The sequence below is a fragment of the Komagataeibacter europaeus LMG 18890 genome (assembly GCF_000285295.1).
GTDB classification, from domain to species: Bacteria; Pseudomonadota; Alphaproteobacteria; order Acetobacterales; family Acetobacteraceae; genus Komagataeibacter; species Komagataeibacter europaeus.
Map to the genome: position 1 here is coordinate 39982 of NZ_CADP01000003.1, position 26485 is coordinate 66466.

Sequence of the window (26485 nt, forward strand, 5' to 3'; positions counted from 1 at the left end):
GGAGAATGTTCGGACTGTATCACGGTAATCAGGAAAACTTATGAATAGCCTTATACGCTCGGCTCCCCTCCTGGCGGCAGCCATAGCCGTCTGTGGCCTGACAGGTCTTTACCTGTTGGGCGGCGGCCTGTGGCTGTGCCTTATCGGAGGGTCTTTCTACTATGTTGTCGCGGGTGTCCTGCTTCTGGTGACGGCGTTCCTGCTGTTCCGGCGACAGGCATCCGCGCTTACGGTTTACGCGGTCCTGCTGCTTGGCACGATGGCGTGGGCCGTCAATGAAGCCGGGTTTGACTTCTGGGCGCTTGCACCACGTGGGGATATCCTTGTCCCCATCGGGATCGTGCTGGCGCTGCCATGGGTGACGCGACACCTGCAGCCTGCAAGCATGGGCGCGCGCATGCCGCTGCTGGGCGCGATTGGCGCGGCCGTGGTCGTGGTCGGCTTCGCCCTGATGGGGGACCCGCAGGATATCGCGGGCAACCTGCCCCCGGTGGCGAAGGACGCCCCCGAACCCGGTGACGCCCACCAGATGCCCGATGGCGACTGGCAGGCCTACGGCCGCACGCAGTTCGGGGACCGTTTTTCCACGCTCAGGCAAATCAATGCCGATAATGTCAGCAAGCTGAAAGTCGCATGGACATTCCGCACAGGCGACCTGCGTGGTCCCAATGACCCCGGTGAAATCACCGATGAAGTCACGCCCATCAAGATCCGTGATACGCTGTATCTGTGCACGCCCCACCAGATCCTGTTCGCGCTCGATGCCAAAACGGGCAGGCAGCGGTGGAAGTTCGATCCAAAACTGGCGTACAACCCCACCTTCCAGCACCTGACATGCCGTGGCGTGTCCTATCATGAGGACAGGGCCGAGGCGCAGTCTGCTGATGCGAATGCGACACCGGTGGAATGCGCGCGCCGCATCTTCCTGCCCACCAATGACGGACAGCTGTTCGCGCTGGATGCCGAAACCGGCGCCCGCTGCGCATCGTTCGGCAATAATGGCGTGGTGAACCTGCAGGATGGCATGCCCGTCAAGACGCTGGGCTTTTACGAACCTACATCGCCCCCGGTCGTGACCGATACCACCGTAATCGTGTCCGGTGCGGTGACCGACAACTATTCCACGCATGAACCCTCTGGTGTGACGCGTGGGTTCGACGTGCATACCGGCGCGCTGAAATGGGCGTTCGACCCCGGCAATCCTGACCCGAACGAAATGCCGTCCGAACACCATACCTTCGTGCCCAATTCCCCCAATTCGTGGATCACGTCGTCCTATGACGCCAATCTGGACCTGGTCTACATCCCGATGGGCGTGCAGACGCCCGATATCTGGGGCGGCAACCGCGGCGCGGATGCCGAACGCTATGCCAGTTCGATCGTGGCGCTGAACGCGTCCACCGGCAAGCTGGTATGGAGCTACCAGACCGTCCATCATGACCTGTGGGACATGGACATTCCCGCCCAGCCCAGCCTGGTCGATATCCGCAACGAACAGGGCGAGGTCATTCCCACGCTGTATGCCCCGGCCAAGACCGGCAACATCTTCGTGCTGGACCGTCGCAATGGCCATCTGGTCGTGCCGGCGCCCGAACGTCCCGTGCCGCAGGGTGCGGCGCCTGGCGATCACGTGTCGCCCACGCAGCCTTTCTCCCAGCTGACCTTCCGCCCCAGCAAGCTGCTGACCGATGCGGACATGTGGGGTGGTACGATGTATGACCAGCTGGTCTGCCGCATCATGTTCCACCGCCTGCGCTACGATGGCACGTTCACGCCGCCTTCGCTGCAGGGTACGCTGGTGTTCCCCGGCAACCTGGGCATGTTTGAATGGGGTGGCCTTGCGGTTGATCCCGTGCGCCAGATCGCGATCGCCAACCCCATCGCCATCCCGTTCGTGTCCAGGCTGATCCCGCGTGGCCCGAACAACCCGGCGACACCTGACAAGTCCCTGCCATCAGGCAGCGAAAGTGGCGTGCAGCCGCAGTTTGGCGTGCCCTATGGCGTTGACCTGCATCCGTTCCTGTCGCCCTTCGGCCTGCCGTGCAAGCAGCCGGCATGGGGCTACATGTCCGGTATCGACCTGCGCACCAACAAGATCGTGTGGAAGCACCGCAACGGCACGATCCGTGACAGCGCGCCGCTGCCCCTGCCCATCAAGATGGGCGTGCCCAGCCTTGGTGGCCCGTTGACCACCGCGGGTGGGGTCGCGTTCCTGACCTCCACACTGGATTACTACATCCGTGCATATGACGTGACCAATGGCCGCGTCCTGTGGCAGGACCGCCTGCCTGCCGGCGGCCAGTCCACGCCCATGACCTATGCGGTGGATGGCAAGCAGTACATCGTGACCGCCGATGGTGGCCACGGGTCGTTTGGCACCAAGCTGGGTGACTACATCGTCGCCTACAGCCTGCCCGACCAGAACTGAACCGTGCAGGGCCGGGGAAGGATTTTTCCCTTCCCCGGCTTGACATGGCCGGTTCCATCTATATTCATTGGTATATAGATATCGCTGTGACAGGACACTGCAGGCCCATTTATTCGGGGGTTTGCGGGGGTCCTGCTATATTCATATTATAAATAAATAACTCTTATTACAGCTTTGATCTTACGCGCCACCAAACGGCTTGATTAGGAAACGGTAATACAAAGTTTCCGCCGTGGCGCCGATGTTCCCGCACATACGGCAGTTCCGGTGCCTTCAGGACAGTGCAACGACGCGCTGTTTCTTGTGTTTCGCGCCATACCGGCACTGGAACCGGGCGGATGATACGGGGTGATATGATGACTTTCACAACCGCGAGAACATCGTGATTAAACGTATTGCAGCAGCGATTGTGGGAATCGGTGTCGCCGGTGGCGTCGGGTTCCTTGCCTATGCGTGGTATCCGGCCATTGCGCCGGTTGCACCGCCTCCTCCTTCCTCCTTTTCCGCAGCGCAGGTCGAGCGCGGGCGCGTGCTGGCCGCCGGCGGCTACTGCGCCGAATGCCATACCCGCACGGATGGCAAGCGTGGTGTCGAATTGGCGGGCGATTACAAGATGGATACGCCGTTTGGCGCCATCTTCTCCTCCAACATCACGCCTGATCCCGAAACGGGTATAGGCCGCTGGTCGGAAGCCGCCTTCAAGCGCGCCATGCGCAAGGGCATTTCGCGTGACGGCACGCAGCTTTTCCCGGCCTTCCCGTTTGATCACTTCACGCACATGACGGATCAGGACATCGATGATGTCTATGCCTTCCTCATGACGCGGGAGCCGGTGCACTCGGTCAAGCGTGACAACACGGTGGGCTTCCCCTTCAACATCCGTCTGGAACAGGCGGGCTGGAAACTTCTGTTCCTGCATGAAGGCCCGCTCAAGAATGATCCCAGCCAGGATGCCGAGTGGAACCGTGGCGCGTACCTGGCCGAAGGGCTGAGCCACTGTTCGGCATGCCATACGCCGCGTAATCTCATGGGTGCGGAAAAGGCCAGCGCGCCGTATGATGGCGCCCCGGTGGATAACTGGATCGCGCCGCCGCTCAATGAACACAACCCGACCCCGGTTGTCTGGACCGAGGACGAGTATTTCAAGTACCTGCGCTTCGGTTCCGCCCCACTGCATGGCAGCGCCGCCGGTCCCATGTCGCCCGTGGTCCATGGTGGCCTGAGCGAGATGCCGGAATCCGACGTGCATGCCATTGCGCATTACCTGGCCCAGATCGACCATTCCGCAACCCGCGTCAGCCAGGACCCCAAGGCGATTGCATGGGCCATGCAGGCATCCATGAAGGATCTGGTCGGCCCGCAGGTGAACCCGAACGCGAAGCTGTATGCCGGCGCCTGCGCCGCGTGTCACGCCAATGCCGGACCGCAGCCGGTTGAAGGCCGCCCCGACCTGGCGCTGAACAATGCGCTGTGGCTGGATGAGCCGACCAACCTGTTCCAGGTCATCCTGCGTGGCATTGGCACGACGGAAGGTATATCCACCGTTTCCATGCCCAGTTTCTATCATTCCTTCTCGGATGCGGATCTGGCCCGCCTGGCGGCCTACCTGCGTGCGACCCGCACGACCCTGCCGCCGTGGACCGATCTGGAGAAGAAGGCGGGCGAGGTTCGCAAGACCCTGCCCGTTCCCCCTGTCGCGTCGTCCCATTGAGCTGAAAGACGGAGCTAGAACATGACGACCTTTCGCCTCAATGGACGGGAAGTAACCGTTGACGTACCGGGTGATACCCCCCTGCTGTGGGTCATCCGTGACGAAGTTGGCCTGACCGGAACGAAATTCGGTTGCGGCATCGGCATGTGTGGTGCGTGCACCATCCATATCGGTGGCCGGGCCACCCGTTCCTGCGTGACCCCCGTCAGCGCCGCCGAAGGCGCTGACATCACCACGATCGAAGGCATCGATCCTGAGGGTAACCACCCTGTCCAGCAGGCCTGGCGTGAAATCCAGGTGCCGCAGTGCGGCTACTGCCAGTCCGGGCAGATCATGCAGGCCGTGAGCCTGCTGAAGGATTACCCCTCTCCCACGGATGAGGAAATCGATGCCGTCATGGCTGGCAGCCTGTGCCGGTGCATGACCTATATTCGCATTCGTGAGGCCATCAAGAAGGCCGCGGCCACCGCACGCGGAGATGCATCAAATGGGTAGATTAAACCGCTTCCGCCTTGGCAAGGACGGACGCCGTGAACAGGCTTCCCTGTCACGTCGCGGCTTCCTTGTCACCTCCCTTGGCGCCGGCGTCATGTTTGGCTTCGCGCGTCCTTCATCCGCCAACCAGATTTTCCCGCTCGACCGGTCGCTGCCGGGTGACGGGGCGTTCGAACCCACCATCTGGTGTTCGATCGCACCCGATGGGGAAATCACGGTCAACATCATCCGCGCGGAAATGGGCCAGCATATCGGCACCGCCCTTGCCCGCATCATCGCGGATGAAATGGAAGCCGACTGGAGCAAGGTCCGCATCAACTACGTGGACACCGACCCCAAATGGGGCTTGATGGTTACCGGTGGCAGCTGGTCGGTGTGGATGACATGGGACGTCTTCCGCCAGGCCGGCGCCGCGACGCGCACGGCCATGGTCGAGGAAGGCGCCCGCCTGCTGGGCACCACGCCGGACAAGTGCACGGTCGCCAACAGCATCGTCAGTGCCGGTGGCAAGCAGATCAGCTTTGGCGACATCGTGGCCAAGGGGCATCCGTCCCATTCCTTCACGCCCGAGGAAATGGCCAAGCTGCCGCTCAAGCCCGCCAGCGAACGCAGGCTGATCGGCAATGCCGAACTCAAGGCGCTGGACATTCCGGCCAAGACCAACGGCACGGCCATCTATGGCATCGACGCCAAGGTGGAGGGCATGCTGTATGGCCGCCCCAAGATGCCGCCGACGCGCTATGGCTCCAAGGTCCGTTCGGTTGACGATACCGAGGCCAGGAAGATCAAGGGCTATGTCCGCTATCTGCTGATCGATGATCCGTCGCAGGTCGTGCAGGGCTGGGTCGTGGTTCTGGCGGAAAGCTACAGCGCCGCCATCCGCGCGACCGATGCGCTGAAGGTTGAATGGACGCCGGGTGAGACGATCCACACGTCCGAACGCGACATTCAGGACCGTGGCCGCGAACTGATCAACAACAAGGCAGGCGGCGTCTACATCTTCAATGATGATGGCGTGGACCAGGCCTTTGGCAGTGCGCATACGGTCATGGATCAGGAATATACCTGTGCATCCGTGCTGCATTACCAGCTGGAACCGACCAACGCGCTGGCCTTTGAAAAGGACGGTGTTTACGAAATCCACGCGGGTAACCAGTGGCAGAGCCTGATCCTGCCCACGCTGGCCAAGTCGCTGCAGGTGCCTGAAAGCAAGGTCATCCTGCGCAGCTACCTGCTGGGTGGCGGGTTTGGCCGCCGGCTGAACGGGGATTACATGATCCCGGCCGCCCTTGCGTCCAAGGCGCTGGGTGGCAAGCCGGTCAAGCTGATCCTGACGCGGTCGGATGACATGCAGTTCGATTCCTTCCGCTCGCCTTCGGTCCAGCGTGTCCGCATGGCGTTCGACGCCAGCGACAGGATCACCGCCATGGATTACCAGGCCGCTGCGGGCTGGCCCACGGGCGTGATGGCCGAAGCGTTCATGGAAAAGGGCGTGGATGGCAAGCCGTATGACCAGTTCGCCATCGCTGGTGGCGACCACTGGTACGAAGTCGGTGCCTTCCGGGTGCGTGCGCTGCGTAATGACCTGGCGGAAAAGACATTCCGTCCCGGCTGGCTGCGTTCGGTCAGCCCCGGCTGGACCAGCTGGGGGGTCGAGTGCTTCCTTGATGAAGTCGCGCACCGCCAGAAGAAGGATCCTGCGCAGTTCCGTCTTGAACTGTTGACCGCGCAGGGCCGTAACAAGGGGCAGGCGCCCGATTCCGTCGGCGGCGCGCTGCGTCAGGCCGCTGTCGTGCGCAGGCTTATGGAAAAGGTGAGCTGGGGCAAGACCAACCTGCCCAAGGACACCGCGATGGGCCTTGCCACCACGGCGGGGCAGGAACGCGGCATGCCGACGTGGATCGGTTGTGTGGCGCAGGTGCATGTGGACCGCAGCACGGGCGTCGTGACATGCCAGAAGCTGACCATCGTGGTCGATGCGGGTACCGTGGTTGATCCTGATGGCGCGAAGGCCCAGACCGAGGGTGCTGCGCTGTGGGGCTTGAGCATGGTCCTGTTCGAGAACACGGAAATCGTCAACGGCATGCCGGTTGACCGTAACCTGAACACCTATACGCCACTGCGTATTGCCGACACGCCGGAAATGGACATCGAGTTCCTGCCCAGCACCGAAAAGCCGATGGGTCTGGGTGAACCGGGCACGACGGTGGTCGGTCCTGCAATCGGCAACGCCATATTCAATGCCGTGGGTGTCCGCCTGCGTCATATGCCGGTCCGTCCGGCGGATGTGCTGCGCGGCCTGCAGAACGGCTAGGCGCATACACACTGAATACGAAAAACCCCGGTATGCGGTGCATGCCGGGGTTTTTTATTGTCTGGGATAAAAAATAAAAGTTTTTGGGGGTCGCCTTTTTTCAGGAAGGCGGCATTTCGGGAAGCTTCCTGAAAAAGCTTCACCAGAAATTCCTTTATGATTTACCGGAATTATCAATGCGGCCGCATACCCATGCAGGCGGCCAGTATGGCCAGAAAGCACAGTTCCGCCAGGCATATGACAAACCACTGCAATGTCATGTAACCGCGCGGCATGGCCCCGCGTTGCCAGGCCATGCGTTCCACGACAGCAGTGGCGGCAAATCCCGCGATCAGGATCAGCAGCCCGATCAGTTCATGCACCGTAGCAAGGCACAGCCCCACCCAACCGATGCAGGCAGGCGCTCCCCCCATGGCAAGACGCAGGTTGGTCAGGCGCTGCGTGCTGCCCGCCGGGACGATATCGGGCTGTTCCAGCGCCAATCCCCAGTGGACCGCGCCGAGGAAGGACAGCATGACCGCGCCATACCCCACGGCCGCCGTCAGCAGGCGTGGCGTATGGTCGGGGGTGAGGAACAGGATCGCGCATGTGCAGCCAACCAGTGGCAGCAGGCTTGCCAGCGCGGTGACGATGGCAAGCAGTGGCAGGCGTTTCACGGCGGGTCTCTCCTATCTTGTCATGTTGTGCATACCCTACTCTGGCATGATGCGTGGCATCTGTTATCGTGGGGCAGGATATGCATGCGGTCGTATGCCGTATCCCCATAATGTCAAATCTGAGGAAACAGATACCATGAGCGCCATTATCGATATCATCGCCCGCGAAATACTCGACAGCCGTGGCAATCCCACCATCGAGGTGGACGTCGAACTGGCATCCGGCGCGAAAGGCCGGGCTGCGGTCCCTTCGGGCGCGTCCACCGGCGCGCATGAGGCCGTCGAACTGCGTGATGGCGACCCGAAACGCTATGGCGGCAAGGGTGTGCTCGAGGCTGCGGGCCATGTCGAGCACGAAATCCTTGAAGCCCTGCAGGGCGTGGAATCGACCGATCAGGTCGCCATTGACGAGGCGATGATCGACCTCGATGGCACACCCAACAAGTCCCGTCTGGGCGCGAACGCGATTCTGGGCGTGTCGCTGGCAGTTGCCAAGGCCTCGGCGGAGGAACTGCAGACCCCGCTGTACCGCTATGTCGGCGGCGTGTATGCCCGCACCCTGCCCGTGCCGATGATGAACATCATCAACGGTGGCGAACATGCCGACAACCCCATCGACATCCAGGAATTCATGATCCAGCCGGTGGGCGCGCCCACGGTTACGGATGCGATCCGCATGGGTTCGGAAATCTTTGCCCAGCTGAAGAAAAGCCTGTCGGGCGCTGGCTACAACACCAACGTCGGTGACGAGGGCGGGTTCGCGCCCGCGCTGAAATCGGCCGATGAGGCACTGGGCTTCATGATGCGCGCGGTCGAAGCGGCGGGATACCGCCCCGGTGACGACGTGACCTTCGCACTCGATTGCGCCGCGACCGAGTTCTACAGGAACGGGCGTTATGAACTGAAGGGCGAGGACAAGAGCCTCGATGCCGCTGGCATGATCGCCTATCTGGCCGATCTTTCCGCCCGCTATCCCATCATTTCCATCGAGGACGGTCTGGCGGAAGATGACTGGGAAGGCTGGGCTGAACTGACCGCCAACCTTGGACACAAGCTGCAGCTGGTGGGGGATGACCTGTTCGTGACCAATCCCGACCGCCTGCGTCGTGGCATCAAGGCAGGCGTCGCCAATTCGCTGCTGGTCAAGGTCAACCAGATCGGCACGCTGAGCGAGACGCTGGAAGCCGTGCAGATGGCGCAGCATGCCGGTTACACGGCGGTGATGAGCCACCGTTCGGGCGAGACGGAAGACAGCACCATCGCCGACCTGGCGGTGGCGACCAATTGCGGGCAGATCAAGACCGGATCGCTTTCACGTTCGGATCGGACGGCGAAATACAACCAGCTGATCCGTATCGAGAACGAACTGGCCACGGCTGCCCGTTACGCCGGGCGCACGATCCTGAAGAACGGGTGACATCCCATGCCGGACGGGGTAATCCCGTCCGGTAACAGGACATGGCGGGGAAAGGGTTACGATGCAGCTGGGCAAGATCATGAAGCGCGTGATGGGGGCAACCATCCCCCCTGCCCTGTTTATCGGGCTTACGGCCTATTTCGGCTGGAATGTCATGCGGGGCGAACATGGGCTGCACAGCTATGCCGCACAGCTTCACCTGCTGGATGAGGCACGATCCGCCCAAAAGGATGCGGCAGCGGAACAGGAAGTCTGGCTGCGCCGCGTGCGGGGCCTGAAGGAAGGGGCGCTGGATACCGACCTGCTGGATGAACGCGCGCGCTCCATGCAGAACCTGGCCCGGCAGGATGAAATCGTCGTGCCCTATGGCGAACACGACCATCTGTACTGATCGCCCAACCGACAGGCACAAAAAAACCCCGGAAAAACTACCGGGGTTTTTTTGTATCCGTTTGCGCGGAAGATTATTTGATCTTCGCTTCGCGGAAGGCCACGTGCTTGCGGGCGACGGGGTCGTATTTGCGCATTTCCATCTTGCCGGTCTGGGCACGGGCGTTCTTCTTGGTCACGTAGAAGTAGCCGGTGTCCGCCGTGGAAACGAGTTTGATCTGGATGGTGTTGGTCTTGGCCATGATATCCTCAGCACTGCTTTGCCGCTGCTGGAACATTCAGGTACAGCAGTGGTTCAAGTGGGCGGAAAATGCGCATACACAAGGCGCAGGTCAAGCGCCTTGGTCGATATTTCTGATTAAATTCGCACACAATGGGTAAAAAAGGAGCGCAGTGCACGATGTTGAGCGTCTCGGAAGCGCGCGAACGGATTCTTGACGGGGTATTTCCCCTGCCATCCGAGGTCGTGGCCCTGACCGATGCCTGTGGGCGCGTCAGCGCGGCCCCCGTCATCGCCCGGCTGTCCAATCCCCCGGCCGATGTCTCGTCCATGGATGGCTACGCGGTGCGTGCCGCGGACCTGTCGGTACAGGGCGCGCGCCTGACCTGCATCGGTTCCGCACCCGCGGGTCACCCCTTCGCCGGCGCGGTGGGAGCAGGTGAATGCGTGCGCATATTCACCGGCGCGGTTGTGCCATCCGGCGCGGATGCCATCCTGATACAGGAAAATGCACAGGCGGAAGGCGCATCCGTTACCACGACCACCACCCTGCCCCCCGGCACCTATATCCGGCGCAGGGGCCAGGATTTTGTCGAAGGCCAGGAAGTCATTCCCACGGGCCGCAGGCTGTCGGCGCGTGACATCGCCCTTGCCGCCGCAGCCAATCATGCATGGGTGCGGGTGACGCGCCGCCCGCGCGTGGCCATTGCCGCGACGGGTGATGAACTGCTGCTGCCCGGAAGCGGGATCGGGGCGGGACAGATCGCCAATTCCAATACACCCATGCTGGCCGCCCTGCTGCGCGCGGCGGGAGCGGACCCGGTCATGCTGCCGATGCTGCGTGACGACATGGCCGACCTTGCCACGCTGGAACGCATGGTCGATGGCGTGGACATGCTGGTGACCGCAGGCGGCGCGAGTGTTGGCAGCCATGACCTTGTGCGGTGTGGGCTGGAACAGGTCGGGTTGAAAACCGATTTCTGGAAAATCGCCATGCGGCCGGGCCGTCCGCTTATGTACGGGCATCTGGGCCGCCTGCCATTTATCGGCCTGCCGGGCAATCCGGTGGCGGCGTTTGTCTGTTCGGTCGTATTCATCCTGCCCGCCCTGCGCCGCATGGCGGGGCTGGCCACGCCGGTTGTGCCGCCGGAACACGCGATACTGGGGGCGGACGTGCCCGAAAACGACCGGCGCATGGATCACCTGCGCGCGGGACTCGGTCATGATGCGGACGGACGTCTGGTGGCGACCCCCTTCGCCGTACAGGATTCGGCCATGCTGCATGTGCTGGCGCAAAGCGGCGCCCTGATCCTGCGTGCGCCCCATGCCCCCCCGGCAAAGGCGGGGGAGCCGTGCGACATAATCCGTATCGATCGCGTTCTGGAATAGGTCAGTTACGCCGGTTGACGCGGCGTGGGGAACCAATATAGAACATGTGAACAGGTTTTTGGTTTGTTCCATCATATTCCAGCCCGGGCGACACCGGTAACGGCAAAAGGACATGTGGCATGCTTACGAAGAAACAACATGAACTTTTGCTGTTTATCGACAGCCACCTGCGCAGGACGGGTTTCTCCCCGTCCTTTGATGAAATGAAGGATGCGCTGGGCCTGCGTTCCAAATCCGGCATTCACCGCCTGATCTCGGCGTTGGAGGAACGCGGTTTCCTTCACCGCAGGCATCATCGCGCCCGTGCGCTGGAAATCCTGCGCCTGCCTGATATCGATGTGCCGCCCGCGCCCGCCCCGTCCGACCCACCTGCCCCGATCCCCGGTTCGCCTGATCCCCGCGGAATGCTGGTGGTGGATGTACCCTTCGTGGGGCGGATCGCCGCCGGCAATCCCATTGAAGCCATTACACCGGAAACCACCCGTATTGCCGTCCCGGCCGACATGCTGGGCAAAGCCAGCCATTACGCGCTGGAAGTCACGGGGGATTCGATGCAGGACGCGGGGATTCTGGATGGTGACATGGTCATCATCCGTGAAGGCATGCAGGCAACGGACGGGCAGATTGTCGTTGCCCTGATCGATGGGATAGAAGTCACGCTGAAGCGTCTGCGCCACGAGGGGAGCAATATTGCGCTGATCCCTGCCAACCGGCATTATGAGACCCGCGTGCTGCCTGCAGCCCGGGTCAATGTGCAGGGCACCCTGGCTGGCCTGATCCGTCGTTACTGAAAAAACCGTTTTCAGCAGTCTGCCAGTGAATCACCTGCGATTATGAAAAGTGTCCGGTAAAGCTTTTTTCAGAAGGCTTCGGGAAACGCCCTTTTGTTGAAACAATCTTCAGGGCGCGTCCCGCGCCACCTGTTCCCATGCGGGCAGCCGGGCCGCCAGTTGTGCCACCGCATCCGGCCCCATGGGGGTGATGGTCGGAAATTCGGCCAGTATGCGGACCCGTCCATGGCGTTCGATGGCGCTGCGGCCATAAGGTTCGGGCGGGCCGTTCAGGATCACGCCCGCGACATGCAGTCCACGCGCCCGGAGTGCGGCAAGGCTGAGCAGCGTATGGTTGATCGTGCCAAGCTGGCTGCGCGCCACCAGCACGACCGGCAGCGCCAGCCGGGCCATGAGGTCGATCATCAGGTAATTTTCGGCAATTGGCACGAACACGCCGCCTGCCCCTTCCACCACCAGCGGACCGTCACTGGCTGCATGGCGTGGCAGGGCGATCATGGCGGGATCGATCCGGGTATGGGCCGCATGGGCCGCATCCTCGGGCGATAGCGACGCCCCGAACGTGGCGGCTGGTGGATAAAGGCGGGCCGGGTCCAGTCCTGTCAGCTGCCGCACGCCCATGCTGTCGGATGGGGCGTCATCCGTGCCGCTCTGCAACGGTTTCCAGTAAGCCGCGTCCCATGCCCTGACCAATGTCGCGGATGTCACCGTCTTGCCCACATCCGTATCCGTGCCGGTAACGAACACACCCGGCCACGCCGCGCGGCGGAACAGCCCGTAACCGACCTGATAGGACACGGTGAACGGTCCATCCGTTCCCGCCGCCGCCAGTACGCGGCGCAACTGGCCACCCGTAGCAGGGGCGTAGTCCGTATGCGTGGCCCCGATGGCACGCAGTTCCTGCACGAAGGCCAGTGGGGTGGCCGGGGTATCGACAGTCTCGGCATCATGCCACATCCCCGCACCGCAGGCGGGCCATTCGGCCTGTAGCTGTTCGATGGTGGGATAATCCGGCATGGGACACACGACCCCGGCCCGCGCATATGCATCCCGCCATTGCCGGAAGCTGCTCAGGCACAGCGTGGAAAGCGCCATCTGTCCCCCCGGCGCCAGCAGGTTGCCCAGCATGCGCAGGGTGCGTGCCCGGTGGGGAAACCACTGCATGGCCATGCTGGAACAGATCAGATCAAACGGACCTTCCACGTCCGGGGCTTCGGCATCCATGCGGTGCAGGGACAGCCTGTCGTCATTCGCCATCCGCCGGGCCACGCGCTCCAGCATGGCGGGGGCGATGTCGGTGGCGGTGATATGGGCTGTCGGGAACAGCCTGCGCAGTTCACGGGTCAGGAAGCCGGTGCCGCAGCCAATTTCCAGAATACGTGCGGGGGGCATGTCGCCGGGGGCATGGCGGGCAGCAATGCGGCATGCCAGTTCGCGCGCCACAACGTGCTGGACGCGGGCGGCCTGTTCATATCCCTGTGCCGCGCCAAAACGGGCGGCGATGCGGTCTTTGCGGGTCATGGTGCGGTCATCCGTCCGGTCATGGCCATAATGGCGTGGGCGCAGGTTGCGGTATGGGTCAGGGGCAGCAGGTGGCCACCTTCAACCCACTGGGCTTCCATGCCGCTGCCGGGGGGGAAGCAGGCACGGGTCAGCGTGGGCGGTGCAATGGTGTCATCTGTTCCGGCAATGACATGGACCGGACATGTGACCCGTTTCAGGTCGGTCCTGCAATCCATGTCCATCAGGGCCACCAGCCCCTGTTCCAGTCGTCCGCGTTCGATGTGGGACGGCAGTGGCGTGTCAATGCCGGCGAGCAGGCGAAAGCTGTGCAGCAGCCCTTCGGGTTCCCGCATCAGGCCTGCGCGCATGCGTTCAATCACGCGCCGGGGAATGCCGTGGGGAAAGTCGGCTGCGGTCCCGAACCGGCTGAAACCGTTTATCAGCACCAGCCCCCGGCACAGGGGACCATGGTGACGCAGCAGCCACAGCGCGCCCAGCGAGTGCCCGACCCCGATATAGGGCACCTGTGGCAGCATCAGCGCGGGTTGCCGGGTGAAGAAGCCGAAATCGGTGCATGTCGTATGTGCCGGACCAAGGGCGGCGCGGGTTGCATCCCAGAATGTCGGGTCAAAGGCCCAGCCATGCACCAGCGCGATCGGGAGGGAGGCTGCCGTACCCACGGTCATGCATGCTCCCGTGCGGCAAGGGTGATGGCGCGGGCCAGCTGGTCAACCATGCTGTCGGTGTGGGCGGCACTCAGCGCCAGCCGTATGCGGCTGCCGTTCGGGGGCACCGTGGGGGGGCGGATGGCGGTAGCAAGGATGCCGTGGGCTTCCAGACGGGCCGCGAACGCCAGTGCGTGTGCGGCCTCTCCTATCATGATGGGTATGATCTGGGTGGTGGACGGGCCGGATGACAGGCCGCAGTCATGGATCACGCCGCGGATATGGTCGGCATTGCGGGCCAGCCGTGCCCGGGCTTCGTCCAGCGTGGGCACCAGTTCCAGCGCCGCATCCATCGCCCCCAGCACCGCAGGCGGCGGCGCGGTGGTGAATACGAACCCCGAACAGGCGTTTATCAGCCAGTCACACAGGGCCCGTGACCCGGCCACATAGGCCCCGAAACCACCCAGCGCCTTGCTGAACGTCCCCATGACCAGATCGATCTCATGTCCTGCGCACAGCCCGCGTCCATGCGGGCCAAGCACGCCGGTGGCATGGGCTTCATCAACATAGGTAAAGGCGCCATGCCGCCGGGCAAGGGCGCCCAGCCGCGCGATGTCGGTGCGGTCACCATCCATGCTGAATACGCTTTCGGTCACGATCACCCGCATGGCGCGCGCGTCGCCTGCATGGCGTTCAAGCAGGCTGTCCAGATGGTCCAGGTCATTATGGCGGAAGCGAATCTGCCGCACTCCGGCGGCCATGCATCCCTGATGCAGGCTGGCATGGTTCAGCCGGTCGGTGAAAACCAGCGGTGGCACGCCCTGCCCCGCTGCCAGCCGCAGCAGGGCGGCAAGGACGGAAGCATTGGCCTGCCACCCGCTGGCCAGAATCACCGCCGCCTCGCACCCCTTGAATGCAGCCAGTCGTGCCTCGACCTGCATGTGGCGGGGGCTGGTTCCGGTCACTAGGCGGGATGCGCCGGACCCGGTTCCGTCCTGCCGTAGCCATTCGGCGGCACGGGCGTGCAGCGCGGGATGGTGGGACAGGCCCAGATAATCATTGGATGAGAAATTGACCAGTTCACGCCCGTTACGGATAACGGTGGCCGCTCCCACATGCCGTACGGGCCGCAGCACGCGGCGGGTGTGCGTATCCGCCATATGGTCGAGCGCGGTCTGGAAAATTGGATCAAAACGGGCCATGAAGCGCATTGTCCTGCCGGAGCGTGCAGCCCCGGTCAATCCCGCCCACGCAATATCATGGAGTAGTCACATGCAGGGACCCCGCTGGCTGGAACGTGGCATGAAGCATGTCTGGCTACCCTATTCTCAGATGCAGACCACCGTGCCCCCCCTGCCCGCCATCAGCACGCGGGGACGCACCATCACACTGGCGGACGGGTCGGAACTGACTGATGGCATCGCATCATGGTGGACGGCGTGCCACGGCTACAATCATCCCCATATCCGTGCCGCCGTCAGCGCGCAGCTTGAATGCATGCCGCATGTCATGTTCGGCGGCCTGGTCAATGAACCCGCGCTGACACTGGCCAGCCGTCTGGCGGCCATGCTGCCGGGGGATCTGGAACGGGTTTTCTTTACCGATTCCGGTTCCGTCGCCGTTGAGGTCGCGATGAAAATGGCCATCCAGTACTGGCTGAACCGTGGCCGGACGGGCCGGACAAGGCTGCTGGCCTTCCGTGGCGGCTACCATGGCGACACGATGGCCACCATGGCCGTCTGTGACCCCGAGGAAGGCATGCATTCCCTGTATCAGGGCGCGCTGCCCGAACATTTCATCGCCGACCTGCCCGTGGATGCGGACAGCGTGCGGGCGCTGGATGAATTGCTGGCGCAATCAGGGGACAGCATTGCCGCAATTATTGTCGAGCCACTGGTGCAGGGCGCGGGCGGTATGCTGTTCCATTCCCCCGATGTGCTGCGGAACCTGCGCATGCTTGCGGACCGGCATGGCGTCCTGCTGATACTGGATGAAATATTCACCGGGTTCGGGCGCACCGGTACCATGTTCGCGTGTGAACAGGCCGGGATCGTGCCGGACATCATCACGCTGTCCAAGGCCCTGACGGCGGGCACGATGGCGCTGGCCGCCACCGTGGCGCGCGCGCATGTCTTTGATGCATTTCTATCGGACGACCCGCTGCATGCGCTCATGCACGGGCCGACCTTCATGGCCAACGCCATGGCATGCGCCTGTGCCAATGCCTCGCTGGACCTGTTTGAACGCGAAGACTGCCTGGGCGGGGTGGCGCGCATTGCCCGACAGATGCGCACGGAACTGGAACCGTGCCGCAGCCTGCCCCATGTGGTGGATGTGCGCGTCATGGGGGCGATCGGCGTGGTGGAACTGGACCGCATACATGACATGAATGCGCTGAAGACCACCCTGGTCGCGCAGGGGGTCTGGGTGCGGCCCTTCCGTAACATTGTCTATCTGACGCCAGCTTTTAACATAACCACGTCGGAACTGGGCAAGCTGACCGCTGCCATCCGCACCGTTCTGGCGCAACCGGTGTAGCAGCGGATGCATCGGCGCTAGGCCATTGGGGACGGATCTGGTATAGAAAGCCCATGACTTTTTTTCAGCATCGATCCTGGCGCATGACAAATCATGACAGCAAGCGACAGATCGTGCTGAAGATCCTGTCGGACGGAAAAGCCCGTTCGGTGCGTGAAATCGGCGACCTGTTCCCCGAACTGGGCACCTACCATGCCCGGCTGGCGCTGCAGGCCCTGCGTAACCAGGGACTGGTTACGGTGGAAGATGCCCCGGGTGCCAGTGATGGACGCAAGCGCAAGGTCTGGCGTCTGGTCAACACGTACGCCTGAAGACGGTATTTACAGGGTATCCGGCCTATACAGGCGCACGGCTCCTGCGTGGTTACGCCGTCGCGGCATGGCAGGGCCATATTGTCCGGCCCGAGGCCAGCCATTCATTTATCAGGCGTAGCGTTTCGAAACCGCAGGCCAGTCGGCAGTACCAGTATATCAGCCCCGCCCGATAAACCGGACGGGGCGATACCGGTTCACGACGGCGTGGATTCCAGTTCTTCCTTTTTTTCAACCGGCGGCTTGGTACGGCTGTTCCGGCGGGGGGCACGCGGTGCGCGCGGTGCCGGGGTCGGTGCAGGTTCGCTGGCCACGGTGGGCTGCGGGGCGGTTTCCGCAGGTTCCGGCGCCTGCGGGATGGCGGGCTGTTCGGCCCCCTCCTCGACGCTGGTTTCCGTGGGCTGGCGGTTGTCAGCGGGGCGCTGCTGGCGGGCGGCCATGCGTTCCTGCTGGCTCTGCTGTGCCGCCTGCGTCATGGCGTTGAGAATGCGGAAGTAATGTTCGGCATGCTGGAAATAGGCTTCCTCCATTACGCGGTCGCCCGTGCTGCTGGCGTCGCGGCCCAGCTGCAGGTATTTTTCGAACAGCTGCTGCGCCGTACCGCGCACACGCAGGTCAGGCCCGTTGCTGTCGAAGACATGGTTGCGGTTCAACGGGATCTGGCCATTGTTATGGCGTACGCTTCCGCCATTGCTGCCGCCCGAACGATTGTGACGGCCTCGCATGCGTTTCATGTTCATAAGCTGTCGCAGCACTTTCCTGTTGCCGGTCACTGGCGCTGCCCTGGACCGTGGGGCGGTCTGTCCGTCCCGTCTGTTGCCATAGTGGTTGTCCGGTATGACGCCGGACACGGATCCCTGCGCATGGCGGAACCATTCCGGTTCATGACGCCAGCTTTTCTGTTTTGCAATCTGGATCACCCACGCGGAAACGGAACGGCAGAACAGGTTGCAGTTCGTGTTTCCTGCGCCATCGCACTATATCCCGCCTATTTCAGTCTGCCAAATTATTTTTTCATGACCAGCGCCCGCCCGATTTTCCCCAGATCGGGGCGGATTTCCAGTATCCGCAGGCCACCTTCATGCATAAGGGCGGGCACGCTGTGGTCCTGTCCTATGCCCAGTTCCAGCACCGCGATCCCGCCCGATGCCAGCAGTCCGGGCAAAATCGCAGCCAGCGCGCGATACGCGACCAGCCCGTCCGCCCCGCCATCCAGCGCGCGTGCAGGTTCATGGCGCACCACTTCGGGCATGAGACCCTTCAGGTCGGCATGGGGAATGTAGGGGGGATTGCTCAGGATCAGGTCGAATGGTCCCGTGATCCCATCGGCCCAGTTGCAGCACAGCATGTCGCACCGCGCCGCCAGTCCGTTGCGTGCGGCATTGCGCGTGGCAAGGCGTGCGGCATCGGGGTTGATGTCGGTGCCAATGCCCGTGGCCTGCGGATATTCCGCCAGCACCGCCAGCAGCAGGCAGCCCGTGCCTGTCCCGATATCCAGCACGCGCAGCGGGGCGTTCCGGTCCGGCAGGTGATCCAGCACGGCTTCCACCAGTGTTTCCGTGTCCGCGCGCGGTATCAGGGTTGCGGGTGAAACCGCCACGTCCAGCGACCAGAAACCTGTATGACCGGTGATATGGGCCATCGGTTCATGATGCAGGCGGCGCTGCAGGATCTGCATGAATGTGGCGTGGTCTGCTGGCGGCAGGGTATCAATACGCAGCAGCCCCGTCAGATCGGTGCCCGCGGCATGGGCGGCCAGCAGCCGGGCTTCGCGCTGGGGTGCCTCGATGCCTGCGGCGCGCAGGCGGGTGGTGGCGTCGGACAGAAGATGGCGCAAATTTGCGGGCGTCGGTGTCATGGCATCTTTCATCGCGGCTGATTTCCGGCATACTGGGGCATCATGCAACTGCCCGCTTTTTCATTACGCCCCGTACGGACCCTGATCGTCACCATGCTGTGTGCCGGCCTTGCAACGCCAGCACTGGCCGGGTCGTTTGATGTTGAGGACGGGTATGGTGATGGTGAAATATCCGAGACCTCGCGCCTGTATGTGGATGAGCGGCTTGTCGCGACCTTCCGCCTTGACCATGACCATCCCAGCCAGACCGCCCATGTGGAAACGGCAGTCAGCCGCGTGAACCACAGTTACGCCCTGTGTGGCGAAATCACGATCCGTCGGCCGGAAGGCAAGGTCGAGATCCATCAGGTCAGTGGCGAAGGCGTGCTGCATGAACCCGATGGCCACCATCTTGTCGCCCTTGGCGCGCGCAACTTCACCGGATTCTACCTTGCCGATCCGGATGACCCGGACGTGGTCGAACGCCATCCCGGGCGCAGCAGCCTGTGCGCGGCACCGACATCATAGGGCGTCAGTTATCATCCGCCGCCAGAAGGGCAGCCTGTTCTTCCTGCGTCAGTGCATCGACGAACTCATCGAATTCCCCCGCCATGACCCGATCGATCTTGTACAGTGTCAGCCCGATGCGGTGGTCGGTCACGCGCCCCTGCGGGAAGTTGTAGGTCCGGATACGTTCCGACCGGTCGCCCGTGCCAACCTGCGCGCGGCGATCGGCGGCGCGCGTTTCATGGGCTGCCGCACGGTTACGTTCATACAGGCGCGCGCGCAGGATCTTCATCGCCTTGGCACGGTTCTTGTGCTGGCTTTTTTCTTCCTGCATCGCCACCACGATATTGGTGGGCAGATGGGTGATGCGCACCGCACTTTCAGTCTTGTTGACGTGCTGCCCCCCCGCCCCTGATGCTCGGTAGACATCAATGCGCAGGTCGCCCTCGTTCACCTCCACATCCACTTCTTCCGCTTCAGGCAGGACAGCGACGGTTACGGTGGAAGTATGGATGCGGCCCTGGCTTTCGGTCGCGGGCACGCGCTGCACACGATGCACGCCGGATTCGTATTTCAGCCGGGCAAACACGCCGCGTCCGGTAATGCTGGCGATCCCTTCGCGCAGGCCGCCAAGTTCGGACTGGTCATATTCCAGCACCTCGAACCGCCAGCCACGCTGGTCGGCATAGCGCTGGTACGCACCAAACAGTTCGGCTGCGAACAGCCCTGCCTCATCCCCACCGGCGGCGGGCCGGATTTCAAGGATGGCGCTGCGCTCGTCCGCTTCGTCACGGGGCAGCATGGCCAGGCGGATATCGTGGCGGAGTTCAGGGATCTGCGTGTGCAGGGTATCAAGTTCGGCCTGCGCCAGTTCCCGCAGTTCGGGGTCGGCCAGCATCTGGGTCGCGTCCTGTTCCGCCTGTTCCGCCGTGCGCAGGGCGTTCACACGGGTTACAATCGGCTCCAGTTCCGCATATTCGCGTGAGGCCTGGCTGAAATTGGCCCCCGACATCCCTTCCGCGAGGAGGGCCTGCAATTCCTCGCACCGGGCGACGATACGGTCCAGACGGTCGTCAAACTTTGCCACGTTCAGGCCTTCTTGGGGGTTCCGGACAGGAGGAAGGCAGCCACGCCATCCATCGGCACTTCGGTCTGCTGCCCGCTATCCAGATCCTTGACCTGCACCACGCCGCGCGCGATCTCGTCACTACCGATGACGATGGCATGGGTTGCGTTCATGCGGTTGGCGCGTTCCATCCGGCGCTTCATGTTGCCGCGATAGGACGTTTCCGCCCGCACCCCTGCCCCACGCATGGCCTGCAATACTGTAATGGCCGCGGCCTGTGCATCCGCCCCCATGGGAATGACGGCAACCGGGCGCGGCTCCGCCGGGATGTCCTCCAGCAGCATGGACAGGCGTTCGATCCCGCCGGCCCAGCCAATGGCGGGTGTCGCAGGCCCACCCATTTCCGCCACAAGCCCGTCATAGCGGCCACCGGCCAGCACGGTGCCCTGTGCGCCAAGCCGTTCGGTCACGAATTCGAAGGCGGTATGCCCGTAATAATCCAGCCCGCGCACGATGCGCGGATTTTCACGGAATTTCACGCCCATCACATCCAGCGTCCGGCGCAGGTCGTCCCAGAATGTCCGGGCGTCCGGCGTCAGGAAATCGGCGATCATCGGTGCATCGGCCAGAAGGGCGCGGTCCTGCGCCGCCTTGCTGTCCAGGATACGCAGCGGATTGCGTTCCAGCCGGGCCTGGCTGTCGGGGGACAGTTCGGCGCGGCGTTCGCTGAAATAGGCGATCAGCGCGGTCCGCCACGCATCGCGGCTGGCCATGTCACCCAGAGTATTGAGTTCAAGCACCACGTCATGCGCAATGCCCAGTCCCTGCAGCACGTCACGGCCCATGGCGATGACTTCGGCATCGGCCAGCGGCTCGGCAGCGCCCAGCAGTTCCGCGCCAATCTGGTGGAACTGGCGGTAACGCCCCTTCTGCGGGCGTTCGTAGCGGAACATCGGCCCGGCATAGAACACCTTCTGTGGCAGGGACTGCGTCAGCCCGTTGGTGACCAGCGCGCGGCAGATCGCGGCTGTCCCCTCGGGGCGCAGGGTCAGGGATTCGCCGCCCCGGTCCTCGAACGTGTACATTTCCTTGGACACGACATCGGACGTATCGCCCAGCGAGCGTGAGAAGACCCGCGTATCTTCAAAAACCGGGGTCGCCCATTCGTCAAACCCGTACAGGCCGACAATGCGGCGGGCGGTTTCGACAACATGGGTAAAACGCCTGCGGTCCTCACCGATCAGGTCGTGGGTGCCACGAACGGGCTGTAAGCTGCTCACTACGCGATATTCCTGCATTGAACCCGGTCCACGCCCCTGGGGCCGGCCGGTTGGGCGGCGCGCCGGACCGTGGCGCGCCGGACCGTGGCGCGCCGCGTGTCTTCAGTCCGCGGTGGACATGGTGGCTTCGCGGGCCATTTCCTCGGCGGGGGTATTGGTGGCGTCGGCGGCTGCAAGCTGCTCCACCTTCTTTTCCACCAGTTCGACAATATGCTCGATCATGTCGCCTGCGGGCATGGTGTGGTCCTGCTTGCCCGCGGAATAGACCATGTGACGACCCGATCCGCCGCCGGTCACGCCGATATCGGTCATCAGCGCCTCACCGGGGCCATTGACCACGCAGCCGATGATCGACAGCGTCATGGGCGTCTTGATATGCGCCAGCCGGTCTTCCAGCGTCTGCACGGTCTCGATCACGTTGAAGCCCTGACGCGCACAGGACGGACAGGAAATGATCTTCACGCCACGGTGGCGCAGGCCGAGTGACTTCAGGATATCCCAGCCAACCAGCACTTCTTCTTCCGGCTCGGCCGAGAGCGAGACGCGCATGGTGTCACCCACGCCCGACCACAGCAGGTTGCCCAGCCCGATGGAGGACTTGACCGTGCCCGCGCGCTTGCTGCCCGCTTCGGTAATGCCGATATGCAGCGGATGGTCGCATACATCGGCCAGCTGCTGGTAGGCCGCGACCGCCATGAACACGTCGGACGCCTTCACGCTGATCTTGAATTCATGGAAATCATGATCTTCAAGAATCTTGGCATGTTCCAGCGCGCTTTCCACCAGCGCGTCGGGGTTGGGTTCACCGTATTTTTCCAGCAGATGCTTTTCCAGCGAACCGGCGTTCACGCCGATGCGGATGGAACAGTTGTGGTCCTTCGCCGCGTTCACGACTTCACGCACGCGTTCGGCGCTGCCGATGTTGCCGGGGTTGATGCGCAGGCACGCGGCACCGGCCTTTGCGGCCTCGATGGCGCGCTTGTAGTGGAAATGGATGTCAGCCACGATCGGCACATTCACTTCACGCACGATTTCGGCCAGCGCCTTCGTGCTGTCCTCATCGGGACAGGAGACGCGCACGATGTCCACGCCCGCCAGTTCGGCGCGGCGGATCTGCGCGATCGTGGCCTCGGCGTCGGTGGTCAGGGTATTGGTCATGGTCTGGACCGAAACCGGGGCGTCACCACCGACCGGCACGCTGCCGACATGGATCTGCCGCGACTTGCGGCGTTCGATGTGCTGATAAGGACGATAGCTGCTCATTATGTGCCCTCCAGATAAGGCGGCGGTTTGTGCTCCGGCCCGCCGTGGCGGGGCGGCACGGCCCGGGAATCTGTTACATGCCGGTTTCCGGCATGGTGACCATCAGGGGACCATGCCGTGGAGACCATTCTACTCCGGATTGATGTGCTGCGGGAGGGGCGGAGAAAGATTATTGCCACTTCCCGTCACGGGTGTTGCGCCAACGGCCGATGAATCGGTCATGGGCGAAGGTGCCGGTGGGTGAATGGCGGGCGCGGGGGCGGCATGCATGACCGACCCGTCCGCCACGGCTGCGGGGTTGAGGGGGATGTTGTGCCGGACTTCCCCGTTACGGCCCAGCGGTGGCGTCGTGACGCCACCGGCCACAAGTGTCAGGCCGCCCGCATTGCCGACCGTCAGCACGAGGCCGGATTGATCCTGCGGCGTCTGCCATGTCTCGCCGGGCTGCATCGTATGGTCATACAGCACGGGCCCACCGGGCTTGCGCACCTGCACCCATGTCATGGCGGTCGCGTTCAGGGTCACGCTGTCCGCCGGGGTGGCGGGCTGTGCGGCCGCCGCGGCCTGCTGGGCCAGCACGTTACGGTCCTCGCCCATTTTTTCCAGCGGCTGCATGGGGGTGGCCGGCGCGGGTGGTTCGCCCGGTGCGGCCTGTGGCATGGGCACGGATGACGGCGTGCCGGTCAGGGCGTCACGTTCCTGCTGGGGAAGCGGCTGCGGCGGCGGTTCGGGCCGTTCCTCGGCCGGGGGCAGGACGGACGCCACCTGCGGCGATGCGGTGGAGGAGGAGGACAGTCCTGGCAGCGTCAGCTTGGCGGGTATGTCATGACCCAGGCCATCCGTGCCGGTCAGCTTGTACCAGCCGATATAGGCCACCACCAGGATCACGATGCCGCACAGCAGCAGCACCCCGGTCGGCAGCCCGCGTTCGGGCAACGGCATGGGAAAGGATAGTTCGGACCGACGGGTGAACGCGCCACGGCTTTCGACCTTGAAGCGTTCAACCAGTTGTTCGGCTTCCAGGTCCAGCGCCTTGGCATAGGTGCGCAGGAAACCCACGGCATAGGCCCCGCCGGGCAGTTCGCCCGGGTGGCCCGCCTCCAGCGCCTCCAGGTATGGCAGGNGCGGATGCGCAGCCATGCTGCGACATCGGGCAGCTTCCACCCCAGTTCCTCGCGCCGCGCACGCAATATGTCCCCTACCGATGCGATGGGCGTCGTGCCGGGTGCCGGGGCTGTCGTACCCTGTGCGGGTCTGGGGCGGAAATTGCGTTTGCCGTCGCTCATCCGTAGCGGGCCCTCTCATCCTGACGGATCAGGGCATCAATGGCCTGATCGACCAGTTGCTTGATAATCTCACCGACCGGCTGCTCGCCCGTGATCATGCCGACCGACTGTCCCGCCATGACGGAACCGTTTTCGACATCACCATCCACCACGGCACGGCGCAATGCACCAGCCCAGAAATGTTCGATGTCCAGCTGGGCGGCTTCCTTGGTCAGTTCGCCAGACTGGAAACGGCGCAGCGTTTCCGCCTGATGCTGCACGAAACGGCGCGTGCCCGCGTTGTTCAGCCCGCGTACCGGAATGACCGGGAAGCGTTCATCAAGCTGGACGGACGTTACCGCGTCGCGCGCATTGGCGCGGATGAAGGCCTTCTTGAAATTTTCATGCGCGATGCTTTCCCGCGACGCGGCAAAGCGGGTGCCAAGCTGTGCGCCCGACGCCCCCTGTTCAAGGTAGGACAGGATGGCGTCGCCCCGTCCCAGGCCGCCCGCGACAAAGACCGGCACGTCATGGACATGCGGCAGGATTTCCTGCGCCAGAACGGTCAGCGAGACCGGGCCGACATGCCCGCCCGCTTCCGATCCCTCGATCACCAGCGCGTCCACGCCAAGACGCATGAGGCGCTTGGCCAGCACCAGCGCCGGTGCAAAGGCGATGACCTTCGCCCCGCCTTCCTTGATGGCGCGGATCACCGGGCCGGAGGGGATGCCACCGGCCAGCACGACATGGGTGATGCCCGCGTCAAGACATACGCGCACGAGTTCATCAAGCTGCGGGTGCATGGTGATCAGGTTGACGCCGAACGGGCGGGTGGTCAGCGCCTGTGTCGCCGCGATTTCTTCGGCCAGGCGTGCGGGTTCCATCGCGCCACAGGCCAGCACGCCAAAGCCGCCGGCGTTGGAAATGGCGGAAACCAGGTTACGTTCGCTGACCCATGACATCGCACCCGCCAGCAGCGCGTATTCGCTGCCCAGGAAGCGCGTGCCGCGTCCCCACAAATGGTCAAGGCGCGCGCGGGCTTCCGCCCGGCGCGCGGGGTCCGTCAGGGCGGACGGGGCGGCGGGTGTGGCGGTGTCCGGCATCGTGGCCGCGCTCACGATGCGTCAAGGCCGTAGGCGGTGTGCAGGGCGCGCACCGCCAGTTCGGTGTATTCGGATGCGATCAGCACCGAAACCTTGATCTCGCTGGTGGAAATGACCTGCACGTTGATGTTGCGTTCGGCCAGCGTGCGGAACATCGTGCTGGCGACGCCGGCATGCGAACGCATGCCCACGCCCACGACGCTGATCTTCACCACGTCGTCATCGGTCTGCAGTTCCGTGTACTGGGTGGCGTCGCGGTGGCTTTCCAGCACGGAAATGGCGCGCGCCAGATCGGTCTTGCCGATCGTGAACGTCATGTTGGTCGTTCCGTCGTCGCCGGTGCTCTGGACAATCATGTCCACGTTCACGTTGGCATCCGCCAGCGGACCGAACACCGCCGCCGCGATGCCCGGGCGATCGGGAAGCTGGCGGACGGAAATCTTTGCCTCGTCCCGGGAGTAGGCAATTCCGGCGACCTGTTCCTGTTCCACGATTTCGTCCTCATCCACGACTAATGAACCGGGCAGATGCCCTTCCGATGGTGCCGGACCATCGGTGAAACTGGACAGCACCTGCACACGCACGCGCTCCTTCATCGCCAGTTCCACGCTGCGGGTCTGCAGCACCTTGGCCCCTACGGACGCCAGTTCAAGCATTTCCTCATAGGTAATCTTGTCCAGCTTCCGTGCCTTGGTAACAATACGGGGGTCCGTTGTATAGATTCCGTCCACGTCGGTATAGATATCGCACCGGTCGGCCTTCAGCGCCGCGGCCAGCGCCACGGCCGAGGTATCGGACCCCCCGCGTCCCAGCGTGGTGATGCGCCCGTCCGGACCGATCCCCTGGAAGCCGGCCACGACCGGCACCTGTCCCGCCTGCATGCTGTCGATCAGGTTCGCGCCGTCTATGGACACGATGCGCGCCTTGCCATGCGCGTCATCCGTGCGCAGCGGGATCTGCCAGCCCAGCCAGGACCGGGCATTGACCCCAAGGTTCTGGAGCGCGATGGCCAGCAGGCCGCTGGTGACCTGTTCACCCGTTGCAACGACGGTGTCGTATTCACGTTCATCATGCTGGGGCGAGAGATCGCGGCAATAGCCGACAAGGCGGTTGGTCACGCCAGACATGGCGGAGACGACAACGGCAACCTCGCACCCGGCCTCGACCTGTTTCCGGACTTTTTCCGCGACGGCACGAATCCGGTCAAGATCAGCGACGGACGTGCCGCCGAATTTCATCACGATCCGCGGTACGGTAGGGGACATCGGAATAGTGGCTCCATTATGGCTCGGGCTTCAGCATATCCGGAGTGGGGGCCTGTTGGCCAATCCGGGGC

General features: G+C 63.4%; 24 protein-coding genes. 11 read left to right on the forward strand and 13 right to left on the reverse strand.

Going from position 1 to position 26485, the window contains the following annotated elements; genetic code table 11:
• Positions 1 to 40 precede the first annotated feature (40 nt).
• The 4 genes from GEU01_RS02780 to GEU01_RS02795 all read left to right on the forward strand — a co-directional run bounded on the left by GEU01_RS02780 (position 41) and on the right by GEU01_RS02795 (position 6948).
• Complete coding sequence (locus GEU01_RS02780; protein WP_026018448.1) at positions 41 to 2428, forward strand: glucose/quinate/shikimate family membrane-bound PQQ-dependent dehydrogenase; 2388 nt, start codon at positions 41 to 43, stop codon at positions 2426 to 2428.
• Positions 2429 to 2810: 382 nt separating this feature from the next.
• Positions 2811 to 4139, forward strand: coding sequence for a cytochrome c (locus GEU01_RS02785; RefSeq protein WP_019084855.1), 1329 nt, complete (start codon positions 2811 to 2813; stop codon positions 4137 to 4139).
• Positions 4140 to 4160: 21 nt separating this feature from the next.
• Positions 4161 to 4634, forward strand: a complete 474-nt coding sequence (locus GEU01_RS02790) for a (2Fe-2S)-binding protein (RefSeq protein WP_010507850.1) — start codon at positions 4161 to 4163, stop codon at positions 4632 to 4634.
• Positions 4627 to 6948: a xanthine dehydrogenase family protein molybdopterin-binding subunit gene (locus GEU01_RS02795; RefSeq protein WP_019084856.1), complete on the forward strand. Its 2322-nt coding sequence runs from the start codon at positions 4627 to 4629 to the stop codon at positions 6946 to 6948. Before GEU01_RS02790 ends, GEU01_RS02795 begins: the two co-directional genes overlap by 8 nt.
• Positions 6949 to 7121: 173 nt before the next feature.
• Here the strand turns inward: GEU01_RS02795 and GEU01_RS02800 are convergent, their stop codons facing one another.
• On the reverse strand, positions 7122 to 7604 hold the full coding sequence (locus GEU01_RS02800) for a DUF3429 domain-containing protein (RefSeq protein ID WP_019084857.1): 483 nt from the start codon (positions 7602 to 7604) through the stop codon (positions 7122 to 7124).
• A gap of 136 nt (positions 7605 to 7740) precedes the next feature.
• Between GEU01_RS02800 and eno the strand changes: the two genes are divergently transcribed.
• Together eno and GEU01_RS02810 are read left to right on the forward strand one after the other, a co-directional pair.
• A complete protein-coding gene (gene eno, locus GEU01_RS02805; RefSeq protein WP_026018449.1) occupies positions 7741 to 9021 on the forward strand; it encodes a phosphopyruvate hydratase in 1281 nt (426 codons plus the stop codon).
• Positions 9022 to 9082: 61 nt separating this feature from the next.
• Complete coding sequence (locus GEU01_RS02810) at positions 9083 to 9412, forward strand: FtsB family cell division protein (protein WP_010507854.1); 330 nt, start codon at positions 9083 to 9085, stop codon at positions 9410 to 9412.
• Positions 9413 to 9485: 73 nt separating this feature from the next.
• Here the strand turns inward: GEU01_RS02810 and rpmG are convergent, their stop codons facing one another.
• Positions 9486 to 9653 carry a 50S ribosomal protein L33 gene (gene rpmG, locus GEU01_RS02815; protein WP_003620129.1) on the reverse strand — a complete coding sequence of 56 codons (168 nt, stop codon included), beginning with the start codon at positions 9651 to 9653 and terminating at the stop codon, positions 9486 to 9488.
• Positions 9654 to 9811: 158 nt separating this feature from the next.
• On the opposite strand from rpmG, the gene GEU01_RS02820 reads away from it, so the two are divergent.
• Both GEU01_RS02820 and lexA read left to right on the forward strand, forming a co-directional pair.
• Complete coding sequence (locus tag GEU01_RS02820; protein ID WP_019084860.1) at positions 9812 to 11020, forward strand: molybdopterin molybdotransferase MoeA; 1209 nt, start codon at positions 9812 to 9814, stop codon at positions 11018 to 11020.
• Between the two features lie 119 nt (positions 11021 to 11139).
• The gene (gene lexA, locus GEU01_RS02825) at positions 11140 to 11811 is read left to right on the forward strand and encodes a transcriptional repressor LexA (RefSeq protein ID WP_019084861.1); all 672 of its coding nucleotides are present in this window, start codon (positions 11140 to 11142) and stop codon (positions 11809 to 11811) included.
• Between the two features lie 108 nt (positions 11812 to 11919).
• Here lexA and bioD read toward each other — a convergent pair whose 3' ends face one another.
• The 3 genes from bioD to GEU01_RS02840 are packed head-to-tail and all read right to left on the reverse strand — an operon-like array spanning position 11920 to position 15190.
• The gene (bioD, locus tag GEU01_RS02830) at positions 11920 to 13332 is read right to left on the reverse strand and encodes a dethiobiotin synthase (RefSeq protein WP_019084862.1); all 1413 of its coding nucleotides are present in this window, start codon (positions 13330 to 13332) and stop codon (positions 11920 to 11922) included.
• A complete protein-coding gene (locus tag GEU01_RS02835; RefSeq protein ID WP_019084863.1) occupies positions 13329 to 14000 on the reverse strand; it encodes an alpha/beta fold hydrolase in 672 nt (223 codons plus the stop codon). The genes bioD and GEU01_RS02835 overlap by 4 nt, the downstream gene beginning before the upstream one ends.
• On the reverse strand, positions 13997 to 15190 hold the full coding sequence (locus GEU01_RS02840; RefSeq protein WP_019084864.1) for an aminotransferase class I/II-fold pyridoxal phosphate-dependent enzyme: 1194 nt from the start codon (positions 15188 to 15190) through the stop codon (positions 13997 to 13999). Before GEU01_RS02840 ends, GEU01_RS02835 begins: the two co-directional genes overlap by 4 nt.
• Positions 15191 to 15251: 61 nt before the next feature.
• Between GEU01_RS02840 and GEU01_RS02845 the strand changes: the two genes are divergently transcribed.
• Positions 15252 to 16517, forward strand: a complete 1266-nt coding sequence (locus tag GEU01_RS02845; RefSeq protein ID WP_019084865.1) for an adenosylmethionine--8-amino-7-oxononanoate transaminase — start codon at positions 15252 to 15254, stop codon at positions 16515 to 16517.
• A gap of 53 nt (positions 16518 to 16570) precedes the next feature.
• On the forward strand, positions 16571 to 16828 hold the full coding sequence (locus tag GEU01_RS02850; protein ID WP_026018451.1) for a hypothetical protein: 258 nt from the start codon (positions 16571 to 16573) through the stop codon (positions 16826 to 16828).
• Between the two features lie 197 nt (positions 16829 to 17025).
• Here the strand turns inward: GEU01_RS02850 and GEU01_RS22230 are convergent, their stop codons facing one another.
• Complete coding sequence (locus GEU01_RS22230) at positions 17026 to 17562, reverse strand: DUF4167 domain-containing protein (protein WP_232272386.1); 537 nt, start codon at positions 17560 to 17562, stop codon at positions 17026 to 17028.
• Positions 17563 to 17834: 272 nt separating this feature from the next.
• Complete coding sequence (gene prmC / locus GEU01_RS02860; protein WP_019084868.1) at positions 17835 to 18698, reverse strand: peptide chain release factor N(5)-glutamine methyltransferase; 864 nt, start codon at positions 18696 to 18698, stop codon at positions 17835 to 17837.
• A gap of 30 nt (positions 18699 to 18728) precedes the next feature.
• Here prmC and GEU01_RS02865 point away from each other — a divergent pair, with 30 nt between their 5' ends.
• Entirely contained in the window at positions 18729 to 19193 is a 465-nt protein-coding gene (locus tag GEU01_RS02865; RefSeq protein ID WP_019084869.1) for a hypothetical protein, read from the forward strand.
• 4 nt (positions 19194 to 19197) lie between these two features.
• Here the strand turns inward: GEU01_RS02865 and prfA are convergent, their stop codons facing one another.
• From prfA to GEU01_RS02895, 6 genes are all read right to left on the reverse strand, one after another.
• Positions 19198 to 20259 (reverse strand): peptide chain release factor 1, encoded by a 1062-nt coding sequence (gene prfA / locus GEU01_RS02870; protein WP_019084870.1) that lies wholly within the window; start codon positions 20257 to 20259, stop codon positions 19198 to 19200.
• A gap of 2 nt (positions 20260 to 20261) precedes the next feature.
• The gene (gene hisS, locus GEU01_RS02875; protein WP_019084871.1) at positions 20262 to 21518 is read right to left on the reverse strand and encodes a histidine--tRNA ligase; all 1257 of its coding nucleotides are present in this window, start codon (positions 21516 to 21518) and stop codon (positions 20262 to 20264) included.
• Positions 21519 to 21620: 102 nt separating this feature from the next.
• On the reverse strand, positions 21621 to 22781 hold the full coding sequence (ispG, locus tag GEU01_RS02880; RefSeq protein ID WP_010507870.1) for a flavodoxin-dependent (E)-4-hydroxy-3-methylbut-2-enyl-diphosphate synthase: 1161 nt from the start codon (positions 22779 to 22781) through the stop codon (positions 21621 to 21623).
• A 129-nt stretch (positions 22782 to 22910) separates the two neighbouring features.
• Entirely contained in the window at positions 22911 to 24086 is a 1176-nt protein-coding gene (locus tag GEU01_RS22235; protein ID WP_456303504.1) for a helix-turn-helix domain-containing protein, read from the reverse strand.
• Positions 24064 to 25164 (reverse strand): NAD(P)H-dependent flavin oxidoreductase, encoded by a 1101-nt coding sequence (locus GEU01_RS02890; RefSeq protein WP_019084872.1) that lies wholly within the window; start codon positions 25162 to 25164, stop codon positions 24064 to 24066. The genes GEU01_RS22235 and GEU01_RS02890 overlap by 23 nt, the downstream gene beginning before the upstream one ends.
• Positions 25161 to 26414 (reverse strand): aspartate kinase, encoded by a 1254-nt coding sequence (locus GEU01_RS02895; protein WP_019084873.1) that lies wholly within the window; start codon positions 26412 to 26414, stop codon positions 25161 to 25163. Before GEU01_RS02895 ends, GEU01_RS02890 begins: the two co-directional genes overlap by 4 nt.
• Between the last annotated feature and the right edge of the window lie 71 nt (positions 26415 to 26485).